The sequence below is a fragment of the Streptomyces sp. NPDC127190 genome, from assembly GCF_042672505.1.
Taxonomy (GTDB): domain Bacteria; phylum Actinomycetota; class Actinomycetes; order Streptomycetales; family Streptomycetaceae; genus Streptomyces.
Genome location: NZ_JBHXVE010000013.1, coordinates 79,851 through 95,296 on the forward strand (window position 1 = coordinate 79,851; position 15,446 = coordinate 95,296).

At 75.0% G+C, this 15,446-nt stretch carries 13 protein-coding genes; 5 read left to right on the forward strand and 8 right to left on the reverse strand.

Annotated elements, in window-relative coordinates; genetic code table 11:
* Both ACFVIU_RS21010 and ACFVIU_RS21015 read left to right on the forward strand, forming a co-directional pair.
* Positions 1 to 1,164 (forward strand): exonuclease SbcCD subunit D, encoded by a 1,164-nt coding sequence (locus ACFVIU_RS21010; protein ID WP_385844199.1) that lies wholly within the window; start codon positions 1 to 3, stop codon positions 1,162 to 1,164.
* Complete coding sequence (locus ACFVIU_RS21015; protein ID WP_385844200.1) at positions 1,161 to 4,163, forward strand: AAA family ATPase; 3,003 nt, start codon at positions 1,161 to 1,163, stop codon at positions 4,161 to 4,163. The genes ACFVIU_RS21010 and ACFVIU_RS21015 overlap by 4 nt, the downstream gene beginning before the upstream one ends.
* 9 nt (positions 4,164 to 4,172) lie before the next feature.
* Here the strand turns inward: ACFVIU_RS21015 and ACFVIU_RS21020 are convergent, their stop codons facing one another.
* On the reverse strand, positions 4,173 to 4,619 hold the full coding sequence (locus ACFVIU_RS21020) for an Lrp/AsnC family transcriptional regulator (RefSeq protein ID WP_385844201.1): 447 nt from the start codon (positions 4,617 to 4,619) through the stop codon (positions 4,173 to 4,175).
* A gap of 94 nt (positions 4,620 to 4,713) precedes the next feature.
* On the opposite strand from ACFVIU_RS21020, the gene ACFVIU_RS21025 reads away from it, so the two are divergent.
* Positions 4,714 to 5,190, forward strand: a complete 477-nt coding sequence (locus tag ACFVIU_RS21025) for a rhodanese-like domain-containing protein (protein WP_385844203.1) — start codon at positions 4,714 to 4,716, stop codon at positions 5,188 to 5,190.
* Between the two features lie 26 nt (positions 5,191 to 5,216).
* Entirely contained in the window at positions 5,217 to 5,732 is a 516-nt protein-coding gene (locus ACFVIU_RS21030; RefSeq protein ID WP_385844204.1) for an immunity 21 family protein, read from the forward strand.
* 12 nt (positions 5,733 to 5,744) lie between these two features.
* Here ACFVIU_RS21030 and ACFVIU_RS21035 read toward each other — a convergent pair whose 3' ends face one another.
* The 6 genes from ACFVIU_RS21035 to ACFVIU_RS21060 form a co-directional block, all read right to left on the reverse strand.
* Entirely contained in the window at positions 5,745 to 6,983 is a 1,239-nt protein-coding gene (locus ACFVIU_RS21035) for a cytochrome P450 (RefSeq protein WP_385844205.1), read from the reverse strand.
* Between the two features lie 33 nt (positions 6,984 to 7,016).
* Positions 7,017 to 8,408, reverse strand: coding sequence for an NAD(P)/FAD-dependent oxidoreductase (locus ACFVIU_RS21040; protein WP_385844207.1), 1,392 nt, complete (start codon positions 8,406 to 8,408; stop codon positions 7,017 to 7,019).
* A complete protein-coding gene (locus ACFVIU_RS21045; RefSeq protein ID WP_385844208.1) occupies positions 8,398 to 8,628 on the reverse strand; it encodes a ferredoxin in 231 nt (76 codons plus the stop codon). Before ACFVIU_RS21045 ends, ACFVIU_RS21040 begins: the two co-directional genes overlap by 11 nt.
* A gap of 168 nt (positions 8,629 to 8,796) precedes the next feature.
* Positions 8,797 to 9,474: a hypothetical protein gene (locus ACFVIU_RS21050; protein WP_385844209.1), complete on the reverse strand. Its 678-nt coding sequence runs from the start codon at positions 9,472 to 9,474 to the stop codon at positions 8,797 to 8,799.
* A gap of 984 nt (positions 9,475 to 10,458) precedes the next feature.
* Positions 10,459 to 12,150 (reverse strand): DUF885 domain-containing protein, encoded by a 1,692-nt coding sequence (locus ACFVIU_RS21055; RefSeq protein WP_385844210.1) that lies wholly within the window; start codon positions 12,148 to 12,150, stop codon positions 10,459 to 10,461.
* A gap of 53 nt (positions 12,151 to 12,203) precedes the next feature.
* Positions 12,204 to 12,689: an Lrp/AsnC family transcriptional regulator gene (locus ACFVIU_RS21060; protein ID WP_385844212.1), complete on the reverse strand. Its 486-nt coding sequence runs from the start codon at positions 12,687 to 12,689 to the stop codon at positions 12,204 to 12,206.
* A 60-nt stretch (positions 12,690 to 12,749) separates the two neighbouring features.
* On the opposite strand from ACFVIU_RS21060, the gene ACFVIU_RS21065 reads away from it, so the two are divergent.
* Positions 12,750 to 13,958: a trans-sulfuration enzyme family protein gene (locus ACFVIU_RS21065; protein WP_385844213.1), complete on the forward strand. Its 1,209-nt coding sequence runs from the start codon at positions 12,750 to 12,752 to the stop codon at positions 13,956 to 13,958.
* Positions 13,959 to 14,184: 226 nt separating this feature from the next.
* Here ACFVIU_RS21065 and ACFVIU_RS21070 read toward each other — a convergent pair.
* The coding region (locus ACFVIU_RS21070; protein ID WP_385844214.1) for a GNAT family N-acetyltransferase at positions 14,185 to 15,446 on the reverse strand (1,262 nt) is incomplete at its 5' end.

The window sequence follows — 15,446 nt, forward strand, 5'->3', positions numbered from 1 at the left end:
ATGAGACTGCTGCACACGTCCGACTGGCACCTCGGCCGGGCCTTCCACCGGGTGAACATGCTCGGGGCCCAGGCCGAGTTCATCGGTCACCTCGTCACCACCGTGCGTGAGCGCGAGGTCGACGCGGTGGTCGTCTCCGGCGACGTGTACGACCGCGCGGTGCCGCCGCTCGCCGCGGTCGAGCTGTTCGACGACGCCCTGCACCGTCTCGCGGACCTCGGCGTGCCCACGGTGATGATCTCCGGCAACCACGACTCGGCCCGCCGCCTGGGCGTCGGCGCCGGACTCATCGACCGCGCCGGCATCCATCTGCGCACCGAGCCGTCCGCCGTCGGCACCCCCGTCGTGCTGCCGGACGCCCACGGGGACGTCGCCTTCTACGGCCTGCCCTACCTCGAACCCGCCCTGGTGCGGGAGGAGTTCGCGGTGGAGAAGGCGGGGCACGAGGCCGTGCTCGGCGCCGCCATGGACCGCGTCCGCGCCGACCTCGCCACCCGCGCGCCCGGCACGCGTTCCGTCGTACTCGCCCATGCCTTCGTCACCGGCGGCCGGGCCAGCGACAGCGAGCGCGACATCACCGTCGGCGGGGTCGCCGCCGTACCGGCCGGCGTCTTCGACGGCGTCGACTACGCGGCCCTCGGCCATCTGCACGGCTGTCAGACCATCACCGAGCGGGTGCGCTACTCCGGCTCCCCGCTCGCCTACTCCTTCTCCGAGGCCGAGCACCGCAAGACCATGTGGCTGGTCGACCTCGGCGCCGACGGGTCCGTCACCGCGGAGCGTGTGGACTGCCCGGTGCCCCGCCCGCTGGCCCGCCTCCGGGGCACCCTGGAGGAGCTGCTCGCCGACCCCGCGCTCGCCCGGCACGAGGACGCCTGGGTCGAGGCCACCCTCACCGACGCGGTCCGCCCCGCCGACCCGATGGCCCGGCTCACCGAGCGCTTCCCGCACACCCTCAGCCTCGTCTTCGCCCCCGAGCGCGCGCCGGACGACCCCCAGGTCTCCTACGCCCGCCGCCTCGCGGGCCGCAGCGACCAGCAGATCGCCGAGGACTTCGTCGCCCATGTCCGCGGAGCCGGACCGGACGAGCGGGAGACGGCCGTGCTCCGCGACGCCTTCGACGCCGCCCGCGCCGACGACGCCGTACGGGAGGTGGCCCGATGAGGCTGCACCGGCTGGACCTCACCGCCTTCGGCCCCTTCGGCGGCACCCAGAGCGTCGACTTCGACGCCCTCTCCGGCGCCGGGCTCTTCCTGCTGCACGGCGCCACCGGCGCCGGCAAGACCTCCGTCCTGGACGCCGTCTGCTACGCCCTGTACGGCGCCGTCCCCGGCGCCCGGCAGACCGGCCAGGGCATGAACCTGCGCAGCGACCACGCCGAGCCCCGCACCCGCACCGAGGTCCGCCTCGACCTGACCGTCGCCGGCCGCCGCCTGGAGATCACCCGGCAGCCGCCCTGGGAGCGGCCCAAGCTGCGCGGCAAGGGCACCACCGTGGACAAGGCGCAGACCTGGCTGCGCGAGTACGACAGCACGGCGGGCGCCTGGCAGGACCGCAGCCGCTCGCACCAGGAGATAGGCGAGGAGATCACCCAGCTGCTCGGCATGAGCCGCGAGCAGTTCTGCCAGGTGGTGCTGTTGCCCCAGGGCGACTTCGCCCGCTTCCTGCGCGCCGACGCGGAGGCCCGCGGCCGGCTGCTCGGCCGCCTCTTCGACACCCAGCGCTTCGCCGACGTGGAGAAGCGCCTCGCCGACCGCCGCCGCGCCACCGAGGCACGCGTGCGCGAGGGCGACGCGGCGCTGCTCGCCGACGCCCACCGCATGCAGCAGGAGGCCGGCGACGCCATGGAGCTGCCCGACCTGGCCCCCGGCGACCCGGGCCTCGCCGACGCCGTGCTCGGCGCCGCCGCCGTCGCCCGCAGCACCGCCCGCGAACGCCTCACCCTCGCCCACTGCCGCCTCACCGCCGCCGAGGCCGCCCACGCCCAGGCCCGCACCGCGCTGGACGACACCCGGGAACTCGCCCGGCTCCAGGCCCGGTTCGCCGAGGCCCGGCAGCGCGCCGCGAGGCTCCAGGAGCGGGCCGGCGCGCACGCCGAGGCCCGGGAGCGGATGGAGCGGGCCCGCAGGGCGGAGGCGGTCGCCCCCGCGCTGGAGCTGCGCGAGGCCGCCGAGCAGGAGCACCGCGGGGCCGCCCGCGCCGAGGCACGCGCGCGCGGCATGCTCGACGGCCCCGGTGCCGCGCACGCCGACGCCGGTGTGGCCGGACTCGCCGCCGCCGCCCGCCGGGCGGCCGAGGAACTGGGCGGACTGGACGCGGCCCGGCGCGCCGAGCGGCGCCTGGACCGCCTCGCCGAGGAGCGTGCCGTACTCGACCGGCAGGAGCGCGCCGACGAGGACGTCCTGCGCGAGGCCGACGCCTGGCTCGACGGCTGGGACACCAGCCGCGCCGCCCTCCAGTCCCGCATCGACTCCGCCCAGGAGGCCGCCACCCGCGCCGAGCGGCTCGCCGTCCGGCGCGAACCCATGGAGCAGCGGCTCGCGGCGGCCCGCACCCGCGACGCCCTCGCCGCCGACCTGGAGGCGGCCCGGGAACGCGCGCGCATCTCCGCGCAAGCGGCCCTGGACGCCCGCGCGCACTGGCTCGACCTCAAGGAACAGCGGCTCAACGGCATCGCCGCCGAGCTGGCCGCCCACCTGAGCGACGGCGAGCCCTGCGCGGTCTGCGGCGCCACCGAACACCCCGCACCGGCCCGCAAGGTTGCCGGACACGTCGACCGGGAGACCGAGGACCGCGCCCTGGCCGCCTGCCGGCGCGCCGAGGAGCGGCACACCGAGGACGAAGGCCGGCTGGCCGCCGTACGGGAGGCCCTGGCCGCCGCCACCGCCGAGGCCAAAGACGCCACGACCGCGCAACTCGAAGCCGAAGCGGCCGAGTTGGAGCAGGAGTACACCCGCGCCCGGCGTGCCGCCTCCGCGCTGCACGCCGCCCACGAGGAGCTGCGGCGCGCCGAGCAGGAGCGCGAGCAGCGCCTCGCCGACCGCCAGCAGGCCGCCGTACGGGCCGCCTCCCGGCTCACCCGGCGCGACACCCTGGAGCGCGAACAGGCGCTGCTGGAAGCCGAGTTGGCCGAGGCCCGCGGCACCGCCGCGAGCGTGGCCGCGCGGGCCGCGCAGCTGGAGCGGCAGGCGGCGCTGCTCACCGAGGCCGCCGACGCCGCGCGCGCCGCCGAGGACGCGGCCCAGCGGCTGAAGGCCGCCGACGCCCGCCTCGCCGACGCCGCCTACCGGGCCGGCTTCGACACCCCGCAGGCCGCGGCCGCCGCGCTGCTGGACCCCGCGGCCCACCGGGAGCTGCAACACCGGCTGGACGCCTGGCAGACGGAGGAGGCCGCCGTCCGCACCCTGCTGGCCGAGGCCGACACCGCCGCGGCCGACCGGCAGCCGCCCGCCGACCCGGCCGCGGCCGAACGGACGGCGGCCGACGCGGAGCGCCGGCTGCGCGAGGCGGCCTCCGCGCGCGACGCCGCCGCCCGCGCGTGCGCCGAACTGGACCGCCTCTCCGCGCGGGCCGCCGAGGCCGTACGCCGCCTGGCACCGCTGCGCGAGGAGTACGACCGGGTCGCCCGGCTCGCCGCGCTCACCGCCGGCACCTCCGCCGACAACGAACGCAAGATGCGCCTGGAGTCGTATGTGCTGGCCGCCCGCCTGGAACAGGTGGCCGCCGCCGCGACCGTCCGGCTCCAGCGGATGTCCTCCGGCCGCTACACCCTCGTCCACTCCGACGACCGCACCGGACGCGGCCGCAGCGGACTCGGACTCCATGTCGTCGACGCCTGGACCGGCCGCGAACGCGACACCGCCACCCTGTCCGGCGGCGAGACCTTCTTCGCCTCCCTGGCGCTCGCCCTCGGCCTCGCCGACGTGGTCACCGACGAGGCGGGCGGCGTCCGCCTCGACACCCTCTTCATCGACGAGGGCTTCGGCAGCCTGGACGACCAGACCCTGGACGAGGTCCTCGACGTCCTCGACTCCCTGCGCGAACGCGACCGCAGCGTCGGCATCGTGAGCCACGTCGCCGATCTGCGCCGCCGGGTCCACGCCCAGCTGGAGGTCGTCAAGGGCCGCTCCGGCTCCACGCTCAGACAGCGCGGCACCGGCTGAGCGCCCGGGTCAGTGCCCGAGCGGCCGCCGGGGCAGGGGAGAGGAGTAGACGACGCTCGTGGTCACCGAGCCCAGCGTGCCGATCTTCCCGGAGACCTCCTCCAGGTGCGGCATCGAGCGCGCGGCGACCTTGATGACGAAGCAGTCGTCCCCCGTGACATGGTGGGCCTCCAGGATCTCCGGGGTGGTGGCCACCAGGTCGTGGAACGGCTTGTAGTTGCCGTTGGGGTACCGCAGCCGCACGAAGGCCAGGATCGGCAGCCCGAGCCGCTCGGGGTCCACGACCGCCGCGTAGCCCTGGATCACCCCCGCCTCCTCCAGCCGGCGCACCCGCTCGGTGACGGGGCTCGGCGACATCGACACGGCCCGCGCCAGCTCGGCGTAGCTGACCCGGCCGTCGCGCTGGAGGACCTCGAGTATGCGCCAGTCGGTGGCGTCCGGGGAATACACGGTCATCCGCGATGGATACCAGGGAAATCACCGGCCGATCAAGAGCAGGCCCGGGGATCGCCCCTTCAACGGGCCGCGGGCCGGCCGCAGAATTTAAGCCATGATCACTACGAACTCCGTGAACCCCGTGCTGCGGGTCGCTCCCGCCGCCCCCGCCGAGGCCGCCGCCTACTTCCGGGCGAGCCTCGCCTTCCACGCCGATGTCTCCGACGTGGCCGCCGCCCTCGCGGCCGACGGCGACCCCGGCTTCGTCCTGGTGGACACCCGCTCCACCGAGTCCTGGGACCAGGGCCACGTCCCCGGCGCCGTCCACCTGCCCACCGCACTCATCCCCGAGCAGGCCGCCCAACTCCTCGACAGATCCGTGCCGGTGGTGACGTACTGCTGGGGCCCCGGCTGCAACGGCGCCACCCGCGCGGCCCTGGCCCTCGCCGAACTCGGTTACCAGGTCAAGGAGATGCTCGGCGGCTTCGAGTACTGGGCGCGCGAGGGCTTCGCGTACGAGACCTGGCAGGGCCCGGCGCGCCGCGACGCCGACCCGCTGACCGCTCCGGTCGACGGCGAGTGCGGCTGCTGACGGCGGGCCGTGTAGGTTCTGGGCCCATGGCTCGATATGCGGACCCAGGCGTACTGGAGTGGGTGGAGTCGGGCGGCGGCCCGCTGATAGCCGTCCCGGAGGCGGTGCTGCCGTTCTGGGCGGGCGCCGACAGCGAGGATCTCGACACGGACTACGACCGGGCCTGCGAGGTCGCCGGATTCGCCGGCCTGCTCCCGGTCGGCGACAGCGCGGCCCTCGTCCTCGGCGACGAACCGGCGGCCACCTCCTATCTGCCCGAGCACGGCACCCTGGTCCGCTGGTCGGCCGCGAACTCCGAGGACGAACTCCTCGCCGGGGTCCCCGCCGCGCTGCGGACGGCCGCCTGGGAAGCGGAGCTGCGCTGGCACGTACCCGGCCCGGTGCTGCTGTTCGACTCGGCCTGGCCGGGCGCCGAGGCCCCCGGCACCGAACACCTGCGCATTCCGCTGACCGCGGGCAGCTACACGGTCCGCGCGGCCTACGCCCAGCCGGGTCCGGAGACCTGGCTGGGACTGGTGCAGATCAGCAGGATCACCCCCTGAGCGCCCGGCCGCTCAGGGCCTGAGACCGTCGAAGGCGATGGTCAGATGCCGGGGACCGCGCAGCACCACGTTCTGCCGGTACGGCGGCGGGTCCTCGACCAGCCGTGGATTCTCCAGCCGCCGGGCCAGTTCGGACAGGGCGATCTGGGTCTCCAGCCGGGCCAGCGGAGCGCCGAAGCAGCTGTGGATGCCGCTGCCGAAGCCCAGATGCTGGATGTCCTCGCGGTCCGGGTCGAAGCGCTCCGGGTCCTTGAACCGCTCCGGGTCGCGGTTGCCCGCGGCCAGCATCAGCCAGAGCCGCGAGCCCTTGGGAATGGTGACCCCGCGCACCTCGATGTCGGCGATACAGGTGCGCTGGGGCACGATCTGCACCGGCGGCTCGTAGCGCAGCAGCTCCTCCACGATCCGCACCGACAGCGCCGGGTCCTCGCGCAGCCGCCGCAGCACGTCCGGGTGGCGCAACAGCGTCAGCATGCCGTTCGTGATCAGGTTGACCGTCGTCTCGTGCCCGGCGATCAGCAGCAGCACCGCGGTGCTGAGCACCTCCATCATCGTCATGGCACCGTCCGGGCCGCGGCTGTTGACCAGGTCGGACAGCAGGTCGTCCTGGGGGTCCTTGGTGCGCTGCTCGACCAGCCCCGCCAGGTACATCCCGAGCTGCATCCGCGCCTCCTGCGCCGTCTTCACGGACTCGGCGTCCGCGTTCTGGCGCGTCTCCGGGTCGAGGCTGGCGACCAGCGGGTCCACCCAGGCGCGGAAGCGGGGCTCGTCCTCCCGGGGCACGCCCAGCAGCCGGCAGATCACCGTCACCGGGAAGGGATACGCGAACTGGTCGACCAGGTCGATCTCCCGCGCCTCGCCGAACCCGCCGATCAGACCGCCGACCACGGCCGCCATGTCATCGCGCATGTTCTCGACCCGGCGCGGCCGGTGCGGCGGCCCGAAGGCGCTGTTGGCGATGCGCCGGAGCCGGTCGTGCTCCGGCGGGTCGAGCCGCAGGAAGGACGGCGGCAGCCCGGTGTCCTCCGCCTGGCCGGCCTCGTCGTCCCCGGCGGCAGCGAGGTTCGCGGCGTCGGAGCTGATCCGCGGATCGTGCAGCAGGGCCTCGATGTCGTAGTAGGAGCTGATGACGTAGGGGCCGCCCTCCTCCTCGTGCAGCACCGGAGTCCTGCGGAGCTCCTCGTACAGCGGGTACGGGTTGGCGCGGTGGGCGAAGTCGGTGATCTGGCGCACCAGTGAGGCTTGCGTCATGACGGGTCCTTGGGGCGTCGGGCCGGACGGCGGTCAGTGCCGGGCGGGGTGGAAGACCAGCTGCTGCTCGGCCGGTGAGTAACCGCTGAGGGTCACGGTCGGGCCATGGGTCGGCAAGGACGGGTCGGGGAAGTCGGCGGGCACCGGCTGCCTGCCCTCGGGACGGCGGTCCATCGTCGGGTACTCCACCGGGAACGGCGCGCCGCGTTCGATCTGCCGTGCGTAGAACTCCAGCCACCGGGCGTTGTCGAAGGCGACGGCGGCGACGACCCGGCCCTGGTGGCCGTACACGCCGACGAACCGGCGCTCCGCCGGAGAGCCCTGCGTGATCATGATCTGGTCGCCCATCGGAGGGACCCCGACCGACTTGACGTTCACACCGAACATCGAGGACCAGAAGGCCGGCATCCACAGGTGCGGGCGCCGGTCGGGGCCGTGGCAGATCATGTTGTGCGCGGCCGTCTCCGCCTGGGCGACGGCATTGCCCCAGTGCTCCAGCGACAGGAACTGGTAGCCGAACAGCGCGTGCGGCGACCGCGCCACGTCACCGGCCACGAACACGTCGTCGGTGACGATGCCCCGGAAGTCGAAGGCACGGCAGCCCGCGTCGCAGGCGATGCCGCGGGGCCCGGCGCCCAGCCCCGACCCGGCCAGCCAGTCCGTGTTCCGCAGCGAGCCCAGCGAGACCACGACCACGTCCGCCTCGACGGTGCTCTCGTCCGACAGATGGACGGCCCGGACCCGGCCGACCGAGTCGCCCTCCAGCGCGGTCACCGTGACATGGGTGCGCAGATCGACACCGTTCTCGAGGTGGAGGTCGGCCGCGACCGCGCCCACCACCCCGCCGAGCGCGCCCACCAGGGGCGCCCCCGCACGCTCCGCCACGGTGACCGACAGCCCCATCTCGCGGCACGCCGACGCGATCTCCGACCCGGCGAACCCGGCGCCGATCACGAACACCCGGCGCGGCCCCGCCTTCAGCCGCCGGTACAGCCCGGCCGCGTCCTCCCGGGTGCGCAGCAGACACACGCCGTCCAGCCGGGCCTCCTCCTCCTTCGGCCATGGACGGGCGCGGACACCGGTCGCGATGAGCAGCCGGTCGTACTCCACCTCGTCCCCGTCCGCCAGCCGCACCCGCTTGGCCGTCAGATCCAGGCCGGTCGCGGCGACGCCGAGCCGCCACTTGGCGTCGATGTCCCAGCGGTGCGGCAGCTCGGTGTGGTGCGGGGACGCCATGCCGAGCAGCACGGACTTGGACAGCGGCGGCCGGTCGTACGGCTCGTGCGGCTCGTCGCCGATCAGGGTCAGCTCCCCGGCGAAGCCCTCGGCGCGCAGCGTCTCGGCGGCACGCAGCCCCGCCAGCGAGGCGCCCACGATCACGATCCGGCCCTCGCGCCTGAGCCAGTCGATGTAGTCAGCGGCCATCGGACGCCCCCGCTGCGTCCCCCGCGCCGTCCAGGCCGTCCGCCGTGATCGCCTGCACCGGGCACGCGGCCACCGCGCGGGCCAGCCGCTCCCGCTGTTCCTCGGGGGCGTGCGGGTTGTACACCAGCGCCTCGTCGCCGTGCATGGCGAAGACGTCCGGGGCGAGGAACGCGCACTGGGCGTACCCCTGACATTTGTTGAGATCGACGACGAGCCTCATCGGCGCTCCGCCTTCCGATGGCCAGGTCCGGTGCGGGCCACCCTGTCGCGCGGGCGCTTCCGGACGGCGGTCATGTCCCGTTGGCCAGCATGAGCCGGGTACGGCGAGACCGCGCGCCGGGAGGCCCGGCCGGACGAACGACGACCGGGGGCACGCACCCCCGGCGCGTCACGCCCGCGCCGCGCCACGCGACCGGTCACGGCCGCTCGCCACCAGGATGTACAGGCTGAGCACCAGGGACCACGCGGGGAAGACCAGTTCCGCCCAGGGCACGTTCGGCGAGACGAACAGCAGGGTCAGGGAGGTGACATAGCCCAGGACGGTGAGCCCGCGCGGCAGCACACCGAGCCGGCGGCCGATGGCTGAGACGACGGACACGAAGACGGCCGCCATCCGCATCCCGTACCCCACCATCAGCGTGTAGGCGAAGTGGCGGCCGAAGTCCCAGGCCGCGGTCGGCGGCGCGCTGCCGCTCGGGTGCGCCACCGACAGGACGGCACCGGCCGCCGCGCCGGCGCCGAACAGCGTGGCCGTGAAGACCAGACCGCTGCCGAGGAACACCGTGGCGAGGAACCTGTCCTCGGCCGCCCCGACATGCGCGCGTACGGCGCCCATGAACCACAGGAAGAAGATGCCGGCGAACGGCACCAGCGCGAGGGCCGTCTGCACCGCGCTGCGCCGCGTGGAGTTCGTGAACCCCGGGGCGGTGACCGCGTCGGCTCCCTGCGGAATCGCCAGCCGGATCAGCACGATCGCCGCCGCCAGCAGCAGCGCGAAGACGACTCCCGCCAGTCCGGCGGCACGCGGCGTCTCCAGTTGGCGCTGCCCGGGTCCCGTCTGCTGCATGCCGGCCCGCCTCCTCCGCATCGGCCCCGGCACCAGCTAGCCGCCCGCACACCGGGCCCGCCACCGGGCCAGGGCCGGACGGCGGAGCGCGCGCATCGGCGATGAACGGTGCCGGCGGTCCGGGCCCGGTCATGCCCCGGGCCGCCCACTGATCCCAGGGTGTCGCCGATTCCGGGCGCGGGGTCCTCGGGGACTCCGCGGCACGGGGCCTCTCGGGGGCTGGTGCCCCGGCGGACCGCGCGCCCGGCGATCGACGGTGCCGGCGGTCCGGGCCCGGTCGCCCCCGGGCTGCCGACTGATCCCAGGGTGTCGCCGATTCCGGGCGCGGGGTCCTCGGGGACTCCGCGACGCGGGTTTTCTCCGGGACCGCCGACCCGGCGGAGCCGCCCGCGCCGACCCGGCGGAGCCGCCCGCGCCGACCCGGCGGAGCCGCCCGCGCCGACCCGGCGGAGCCGCCCGCGCCGGGCTGGCCGGCCGACGCGGTGGTACGGAGGGGCAACGCGGTGGTCCGTAGGGACGGCCGGTCGAGGCGGTGGTCCGGGGGCCCGGCCGGTCGAGGCGGTGGTCGGGGGAGGGCCGGCGGCGCGGTGGTCCGGGGGACGGCCCCGTGGTGGTTCGGAGGGACGCGGCCGGTCGAGGCGGTGGACCGGGGGCCCGGCCGGTCGAGGCGGTGGTCGGGGGAGGGCCGGCGGCGCGGTGGTCCGGGAGACGGCCCCGTGGTGGTTCGGAGGGACGCGGCCGGTCGAGGCGGTGGTCCGGGGGCCCGGTCGGCCGAGGCGGTGGTCGGGGGAGGGCCGGCGGCGCGGTGGTCCGGGAGACGGCCCCGTGGTGGTTCGGAGGGACGCGGCCGGCCGAGGTGGTGGTTCGGAGGGACGGCCGGTCGGCGCGGTGGTCCGGGGGACGGCCGGCGGGGGTGTTCTCCTCGCCGGCCGTGACCTCAGCGGTTACGACCGCACGCTCGCCGGAGCGACCGGCGGGCGCGGTTCAGAGCCGGGACAGCTCGTCCACCAGGTCGTCCAGGCCCAGCGAGCCCTGCGACAGCGCCGCCATGTGCCAGGCCTTCAGGTCGAAGGCGTCGCCGTGCCGCTCCCGCGCCTTCTCCCGGCCCAGCAGCCACGCCCGCTCGCCCAGCTTGTAGCCGATCGCCTGCCCCGGCATGGTCAGATACCGGGTCAGCTCGCTCTCCACGAAGTCCGCCGGCCGGCTGCTGTGCGACCCGAAGAACTCCTGCGCCAGCTCCGGCGTCCAGCGCTCGCCCGGGTGGAACGGCGAGTCGGCCGGGATCTCCAGCTCCAGGTGCATGCCGATGTCGATGATCACCCGCACCGCGCGCATCATCTGTGCGTCCAGGTAGCCGAGCCGCTCCTCCGGCCCGGTCAGATAGCCCAGCTCGTCCATCAGCCGCTCCGCGTACAGCGCCCAGCCCTCGGCGTTGGCGCTGACCCCGCCGACCGTCGCCTGGTAGCGGGAGAGGTTCTCGGCCACGTGCGCCCACTGCGCCAGCTGGAGGTGATGCCCGGGCACGCCCTCGTGGTACCAGGTCGAGACCAGGTCGTACACCGGGAACCGGGTCTGCCCCATCGTGGGCAGCCAGGTGCGGCCCGGCCGGGAGAAGTCCTCCGACGGCGCCGTGTAGTAGGGGGCCGCCGCACTGCCGGCCGGGGCGATGCACGACTCCACCTTCCGCACCCGCTCGGCGAGTTCGAAGTGGGTGCCGTCCAGATCCGCGATGGCCTGGTCCATCAGGCCCTGGAGCCACTCGCGGACCTCGTCCACACCCTCGATGTGCCGGCCGTGCTCGTCCAGGTGCGCGAGCGCCTCCCACGGGGTCCGCGCGCCCGGCAGGACCTTCTCGGCCTCCTGCCGCATCTCGCCGAGGAGCCGGTGGAACTCCGCCCAGCCGTACGCGTAGGCCTCGTCCAGGTCCAGATCGGTGCCGTTGAAGTACCGGGACCAGCGGGCGTACCGCTCCCGGCCGACCACGTTCGGGGCGTCCTTCGCGGCCGGCGCGTACACGTCCCGCAGCCAGTCCCGCAGCTCCACCAGCGCACCGGTCGCCGCGCGGGCCGCCGCGTCCAGCTCGGCGCGCAGCGCCTCAGGTCCGGCGGCGGCGAAGTCCTCGTACCAGCCGCGGCCCTCGCCGTCGCCGCCCGTCCACTCGGTGAGCTGCTCGACGAATGTCGCGGTCGGCCGCGGCGCCGCGAACAGCTCCCGGTCCAGGCCGAGTTGCAGCGACTCCCGGTAGCCGGCCAGCGCCTCCGGCACCGCGCGCAGCCGCTCGGCGATCGCCGCCCAGTCCGCCTCCGTCTGCTGCGGAGTCACCGTGAAGACCTCCCGGACCGAGTGGCCGGGGGTGTGCATGTTGCCGACCGCGCGCAGATGCTCGTCCGCGTCGTGCATGGCGAGTTCGGCGGTCAGCCGCTCCCGCAGCAGCCGCGCGCAGCGCCGCTCCACGTCGCTGTCCGCGCCGGGCTGCCGCTCCGCCTCGTCCAGCTTCGCGAGCGTCGCCCGGGCCAGCCCGGCGAGGGCGTCCTGGCCCGCGGGCGAGTAGTCCGGCAGCCTGCTGGAACTCTCCTTCACGCCGAGGTAGGTACCGGTGACCGGGTCGAGGGCGATGAGGTCGTCCACGTACGCGTCGGCGACCTGACGGGGCAGCGGGCTCTTGATGTCAGACATGCCGCACATCCTCGTACGAGAGGGATCTCCGCGTCACCCACGGACGGGGGGATTCAGCTCTGGGCGTGGCCGGGCGGCAGCAGCGGCCCGCACTCCCACTGCTGGAAGATCAACCGGGTCTCCACCCGGGCCACTTCCCGCCGCGCGGTGAACTCGTCGAGCACCAGCCGCTGCAAATCGGCCATGTCCGCGACGGCCACCTGCACGAGGTAGTCGTCCGGCCCGGTCAGATGGAACACCGTACGGGCCTCCGGCAGCGCGCGGATCCGCTCCACGAACGGTCCGACCAGCTCCCGCCGGTGCGGCCGCACCTGCACCGACAGCAACGCCTGGAGCCCGCGGCCCAGCCGCGCCGGATCGAGCTGGAGCCGGTGCCCGAGGATCACCCCCGAGCGGCGCAGCCGGGTCACCCGGTCCAGGCAGGTCGACGGCGCCACGCCCACCTGGGCGGCGAGATCGCGATAGGTGGTCCGGGCGTCGTTCTGCAACAGGCGCAGCAGATGCAGGTCCACCGGATCCAGTACGACGGATTCGGCCATTGGCCGAACGTAGCACGGTGTCCCGCCCCCGGAAACCGTCCACTGTTCACCCTTCCGCGCATGGACTCAGCGAGCACGAGTGCCCACGACGCAGTGCGCACCGCATCCAGAGCTCTGGCCACCGAGGCCGTGCACGCCGGCCGCGACGATCTCGCCCGCCAGGGCCTGCACGCCCCGCCGATCGATCTGTCGACCACCTATCCCTCCTACGACAGCCGCGCCGAGGCCGCCCGCATCGACGCCTTCGCCACCGACGGCGCCGACCCGGCCGGACCCCCGGTCTACGGCCGGCTCGGCAACCCCACCGTCGCCCGCTTCGAGACCGCGCTCGCCCGGCTGGAGGGCACCGAGTCCGCGGTCGCCTTCGCCAGCGGCATGGCCGCGCTCAGCGCCGTCCTGCTGGCCCGGTCCGCCATGGGCCTGCGCCATGTCGTCGCCGTACGGCCCCTGTACGGGTGCAGCGACCACCTGCTGACCGCCGGACTGCTCGGTACGGAGGTCACCTGGACCGACCCGGCCGGCATCGCCGACGCGATACGGCCGGACACCGGGCTGGTGATGGTCGAGTCACCGGCCAACCCGACCCTGGCCGAGGTCGATCTGCGCGCCGTCGCCCACGCCTGCGGCTCGGTCCCGCTGCTCGCCGACAACACCTTCGCCACCCCCGTGCTGCAACGCCCGGCCGAGTACGGCGCCCGGCTGGTGCTGCACAGCGCCACCAAGTACCTCGGCGGCCACGGTGACGTCCTCGCCGGAGTGGTCGCCTGCGACGAGGAGTTCGCCGGCCGGCTGCGGCAGATACGTTTCGCCACCGGCGGGGTGCTGCACCCGCTCGCCGGGTATCTGCTGCTGCGCGGACTGTCCACGCTTCCGGTCCGGGTGCGGGCCGCCTCCGCGAACGCCGCCGAACTGGCCCGCCGGCTCGCCGCCGACCCGCGCGTGTCCCGGGTGAACTACCCCCGGCTCGGCGGCGCCATGATCGCCTTCGAGGTGTACGGCGATCCGCACGAGGTGATCTCCCGGGTCCGGCTCGTCACCCCGGCGGTGAGCCTCGGCAGCGTCGACACGCTCATCCAGCATCCCGCGTCCATCAGCCACCGCATCGTCGACGCGGACGACCGCCGCGGGGCCGGGGTGAGCGACCGGCTGCTGCGGCTGTCGGTGGGCCTGGAGGACGTCGACGACCTCTGGGCCGACCTGGACCAGGCACTGGGCGCTCCGCAGGACCGGCAGAAGGTGGGCGCCGCCAGGGGGCACCGACAGGACTGACGGCGCAGACGGACGGCCCGGCGAAGAGACGCCGGGCCGTTGGCCTGTGTGCGGGCGCGTGTCCGGGCGGCTGGAGCAATCCGGGCCGCCGGTTGCGCGTGGCGGCCCGGATTGCTCGTTCCCGTGGCGGCGGGAGCCGCCTGGGGCGTCAGGTGCGCCTTGGGGGCCGGTTGGGTGTGCCCGTGTCGGGCCGGGGGTGGCCGACGTTGCCGCGGAGCGGGGGGTGTCAGTCGTGGTGGGTGCGGCCGCCGAGTCGTTCCCGTGCGTCGCCGTACGCCGGGCGGGCGCCGGCCGGGGCCGTGCCCAGCCGGGCCGTGATCACCAGGGTGCCCTCCTCGATCTGGTAGTCGAGGGGGAGACCGAGACCGCGCATCGCGGCGACCATGCCGGTGTTCGACGCCTGCGTCACGGCGTACACACTCTCGCAGCCGGCGTCCATCGCCATCGCCACCAGCCGGCCGAGCAGCTCGGTGCCGACGCCACGGCGCTGCCAGTCGTCCTCGATCAGCAGGGCGACCTCGGTCTCGTCGCCGTCCCACAGCAGATGCCCCAGGCCGACGATGCGGCCCGACGGGGTCTGCGCGGCCAGCGTCCGCCCGAAGCGGGGGCTCAGCAGATGGTTCAGATAGCGGTCCGCGTCCCCCACCGGACCGTGGTAGCGCAGGCCGATGGTGCGCGCGGAGCACCGCTCGTGCATGGCCTTGGCCGCCGCCAGGTCGCCGGTGTCGACCCGGCGGACGGTGATGTCGTTCCCCTCCGGCAGCGTCAGCACGTCCTGGCCGCGGGGAATCCGCGGGCCCAGCCGGCTGTCCAGCTCCACCAGGGCCCGCGCCCGGGCGAACTCCGCCGGGGTGAACGGCAGATACGGCCGCTCCACGGTGAGCACACCGCCTTCCGGCGCGCGCAGCCGCATGACGGTGTCCTCCAGCACCCCCTCGACCGGCACGGACTCCGCGTCCCGCTGCCCGGCGACCGGCGTCGCGGGCAGCGAACGGATCGTGCACCGGCCCAGCAACTGCCGGAGCGCCAGAGGGAGTTCCGCGGTGTCCAGCGCGGTGCGGGCGGCCAGTCCGAGTACCCGGGTGGGAGCGTCCACCAGATCGTGGGCGTCGGCCCGCTCGATCCAGGTGGACGCGCCCCCGGCCTGCGCGACGGCCCGGGTGATCTCGGCCGCCGGCAGCGCGCCCGGCGCCCGCAGCAGGAACTCGTCCACCGTGCCGTCGCCGAGCGGGTGCGTCTGGAGGCTCAGGATGTCGACCCGCAGCTCGGCCAGGGCCACGCACAGCGCGGCCAGCGACCCCGGCTCGTCCTTCACCGTGGTGCGCATCCGCCACAGCGCGCCGGCGCCGGTCAGTTCGTCGCCGGAGGCATCGGACCCGGGCGGCGGCCCCCCGGGGGGCGGCCCGGGGCAGGTAAACAGCTGCGGCGGGGGCGGGTAGTGGCGGCCGTGCGCCCCGGGGGGGGATCCAGCCGGCGGCGGGCGGGGGC

Bases quoted from the DNA above. Each gene is read 5' to 3' on its own strand.
- ACFVIU_RS21010 (WP_385844199.1), top strand. From the start codon at position 1: ATGAGACTGCTGCACACGTCCGACTGGCACCTCGGCCGGGCCTTCCAC.
- ACFVIU_RS21015 (WP_385844200.1), top strand. From the start codon at position 1,161: ATGAGGCTGCACCGGCTGGACCTCACCGCCTTCGGCCCCTTCGGCGGC.
- ACFVIU_RS21020 (WP_385844201.1), bottom strand. From the start codon at position 4,619: ATGACCGTGTATTCCCCGGACGCCACCGACTGGCGCATACTCGAGGTC.
- ACFVIU_RS21025 (WP_385844203.1), top strand. From the start codon at position 4,714: ATGATCACTACGAACTCCGTGAACCCCGTGCTGCGGGTCGCTCCCGCC.
- ACFVIU_RS21030 (WP_385844204.1), top strand. From the start codon at position 5,217: ATGGCTCGATATGCGGACCCAGGCGTACTGGAGTGGGTGGAGTCGGGC.
- ACFVIU_RS21035 (WP_385844205.1), bottom strand. From the start codon at position 6,983: ATGACGCAAGCCTCACTGGTGCGCCAGATCACCGACTTCGCCCACCGC.
- ACFVIU_RS21040 (WP_385844207.1), bottom strand. From the start codon at position 8,408: ATGGCCGCTGACTACATCGACTGGCTCAGGCGCGAGGGCCGGATCGTG.
- ACFVIU_RS21045 (WP_385844208.1), bottom strand. From the start codon at position 8,628: ATGAGGCTCGTCGTCGATCTCAACAAATGTCAGGGGTACGCCCAGTGC.
- ACFVIU_RS21050 (WP_385844209.1), bottom strand. From the start codon at position 9,474: ATGCAGCAGACGGGACCCGGGCAGCGCCAACTGGAGACGCCGCGTGCC.
- ACFVIU_RS21055 (WP_385844210.1), bottom strand. From the start codon at position 12,150: ATGTCTGACATCAAGAGCCCGCTGCCCCGTCAGGTCGCCGACGCGTAC.
- ACFVIU_RS21060 (WP_385844212.1), bottom strand. From the start codon at position 12,689: ATGGCCGAATCCGTCGTACTGGATCCGGTGGACCTGCATCTGCTGCGC.
- ACFVIU_RS21065 (WP_385844213.1), top strand. From the start codon at position 12,750: ATGGACTCAGCGAGCACGAGTGCCCACGACGCAGTGCGCACCGCATCC.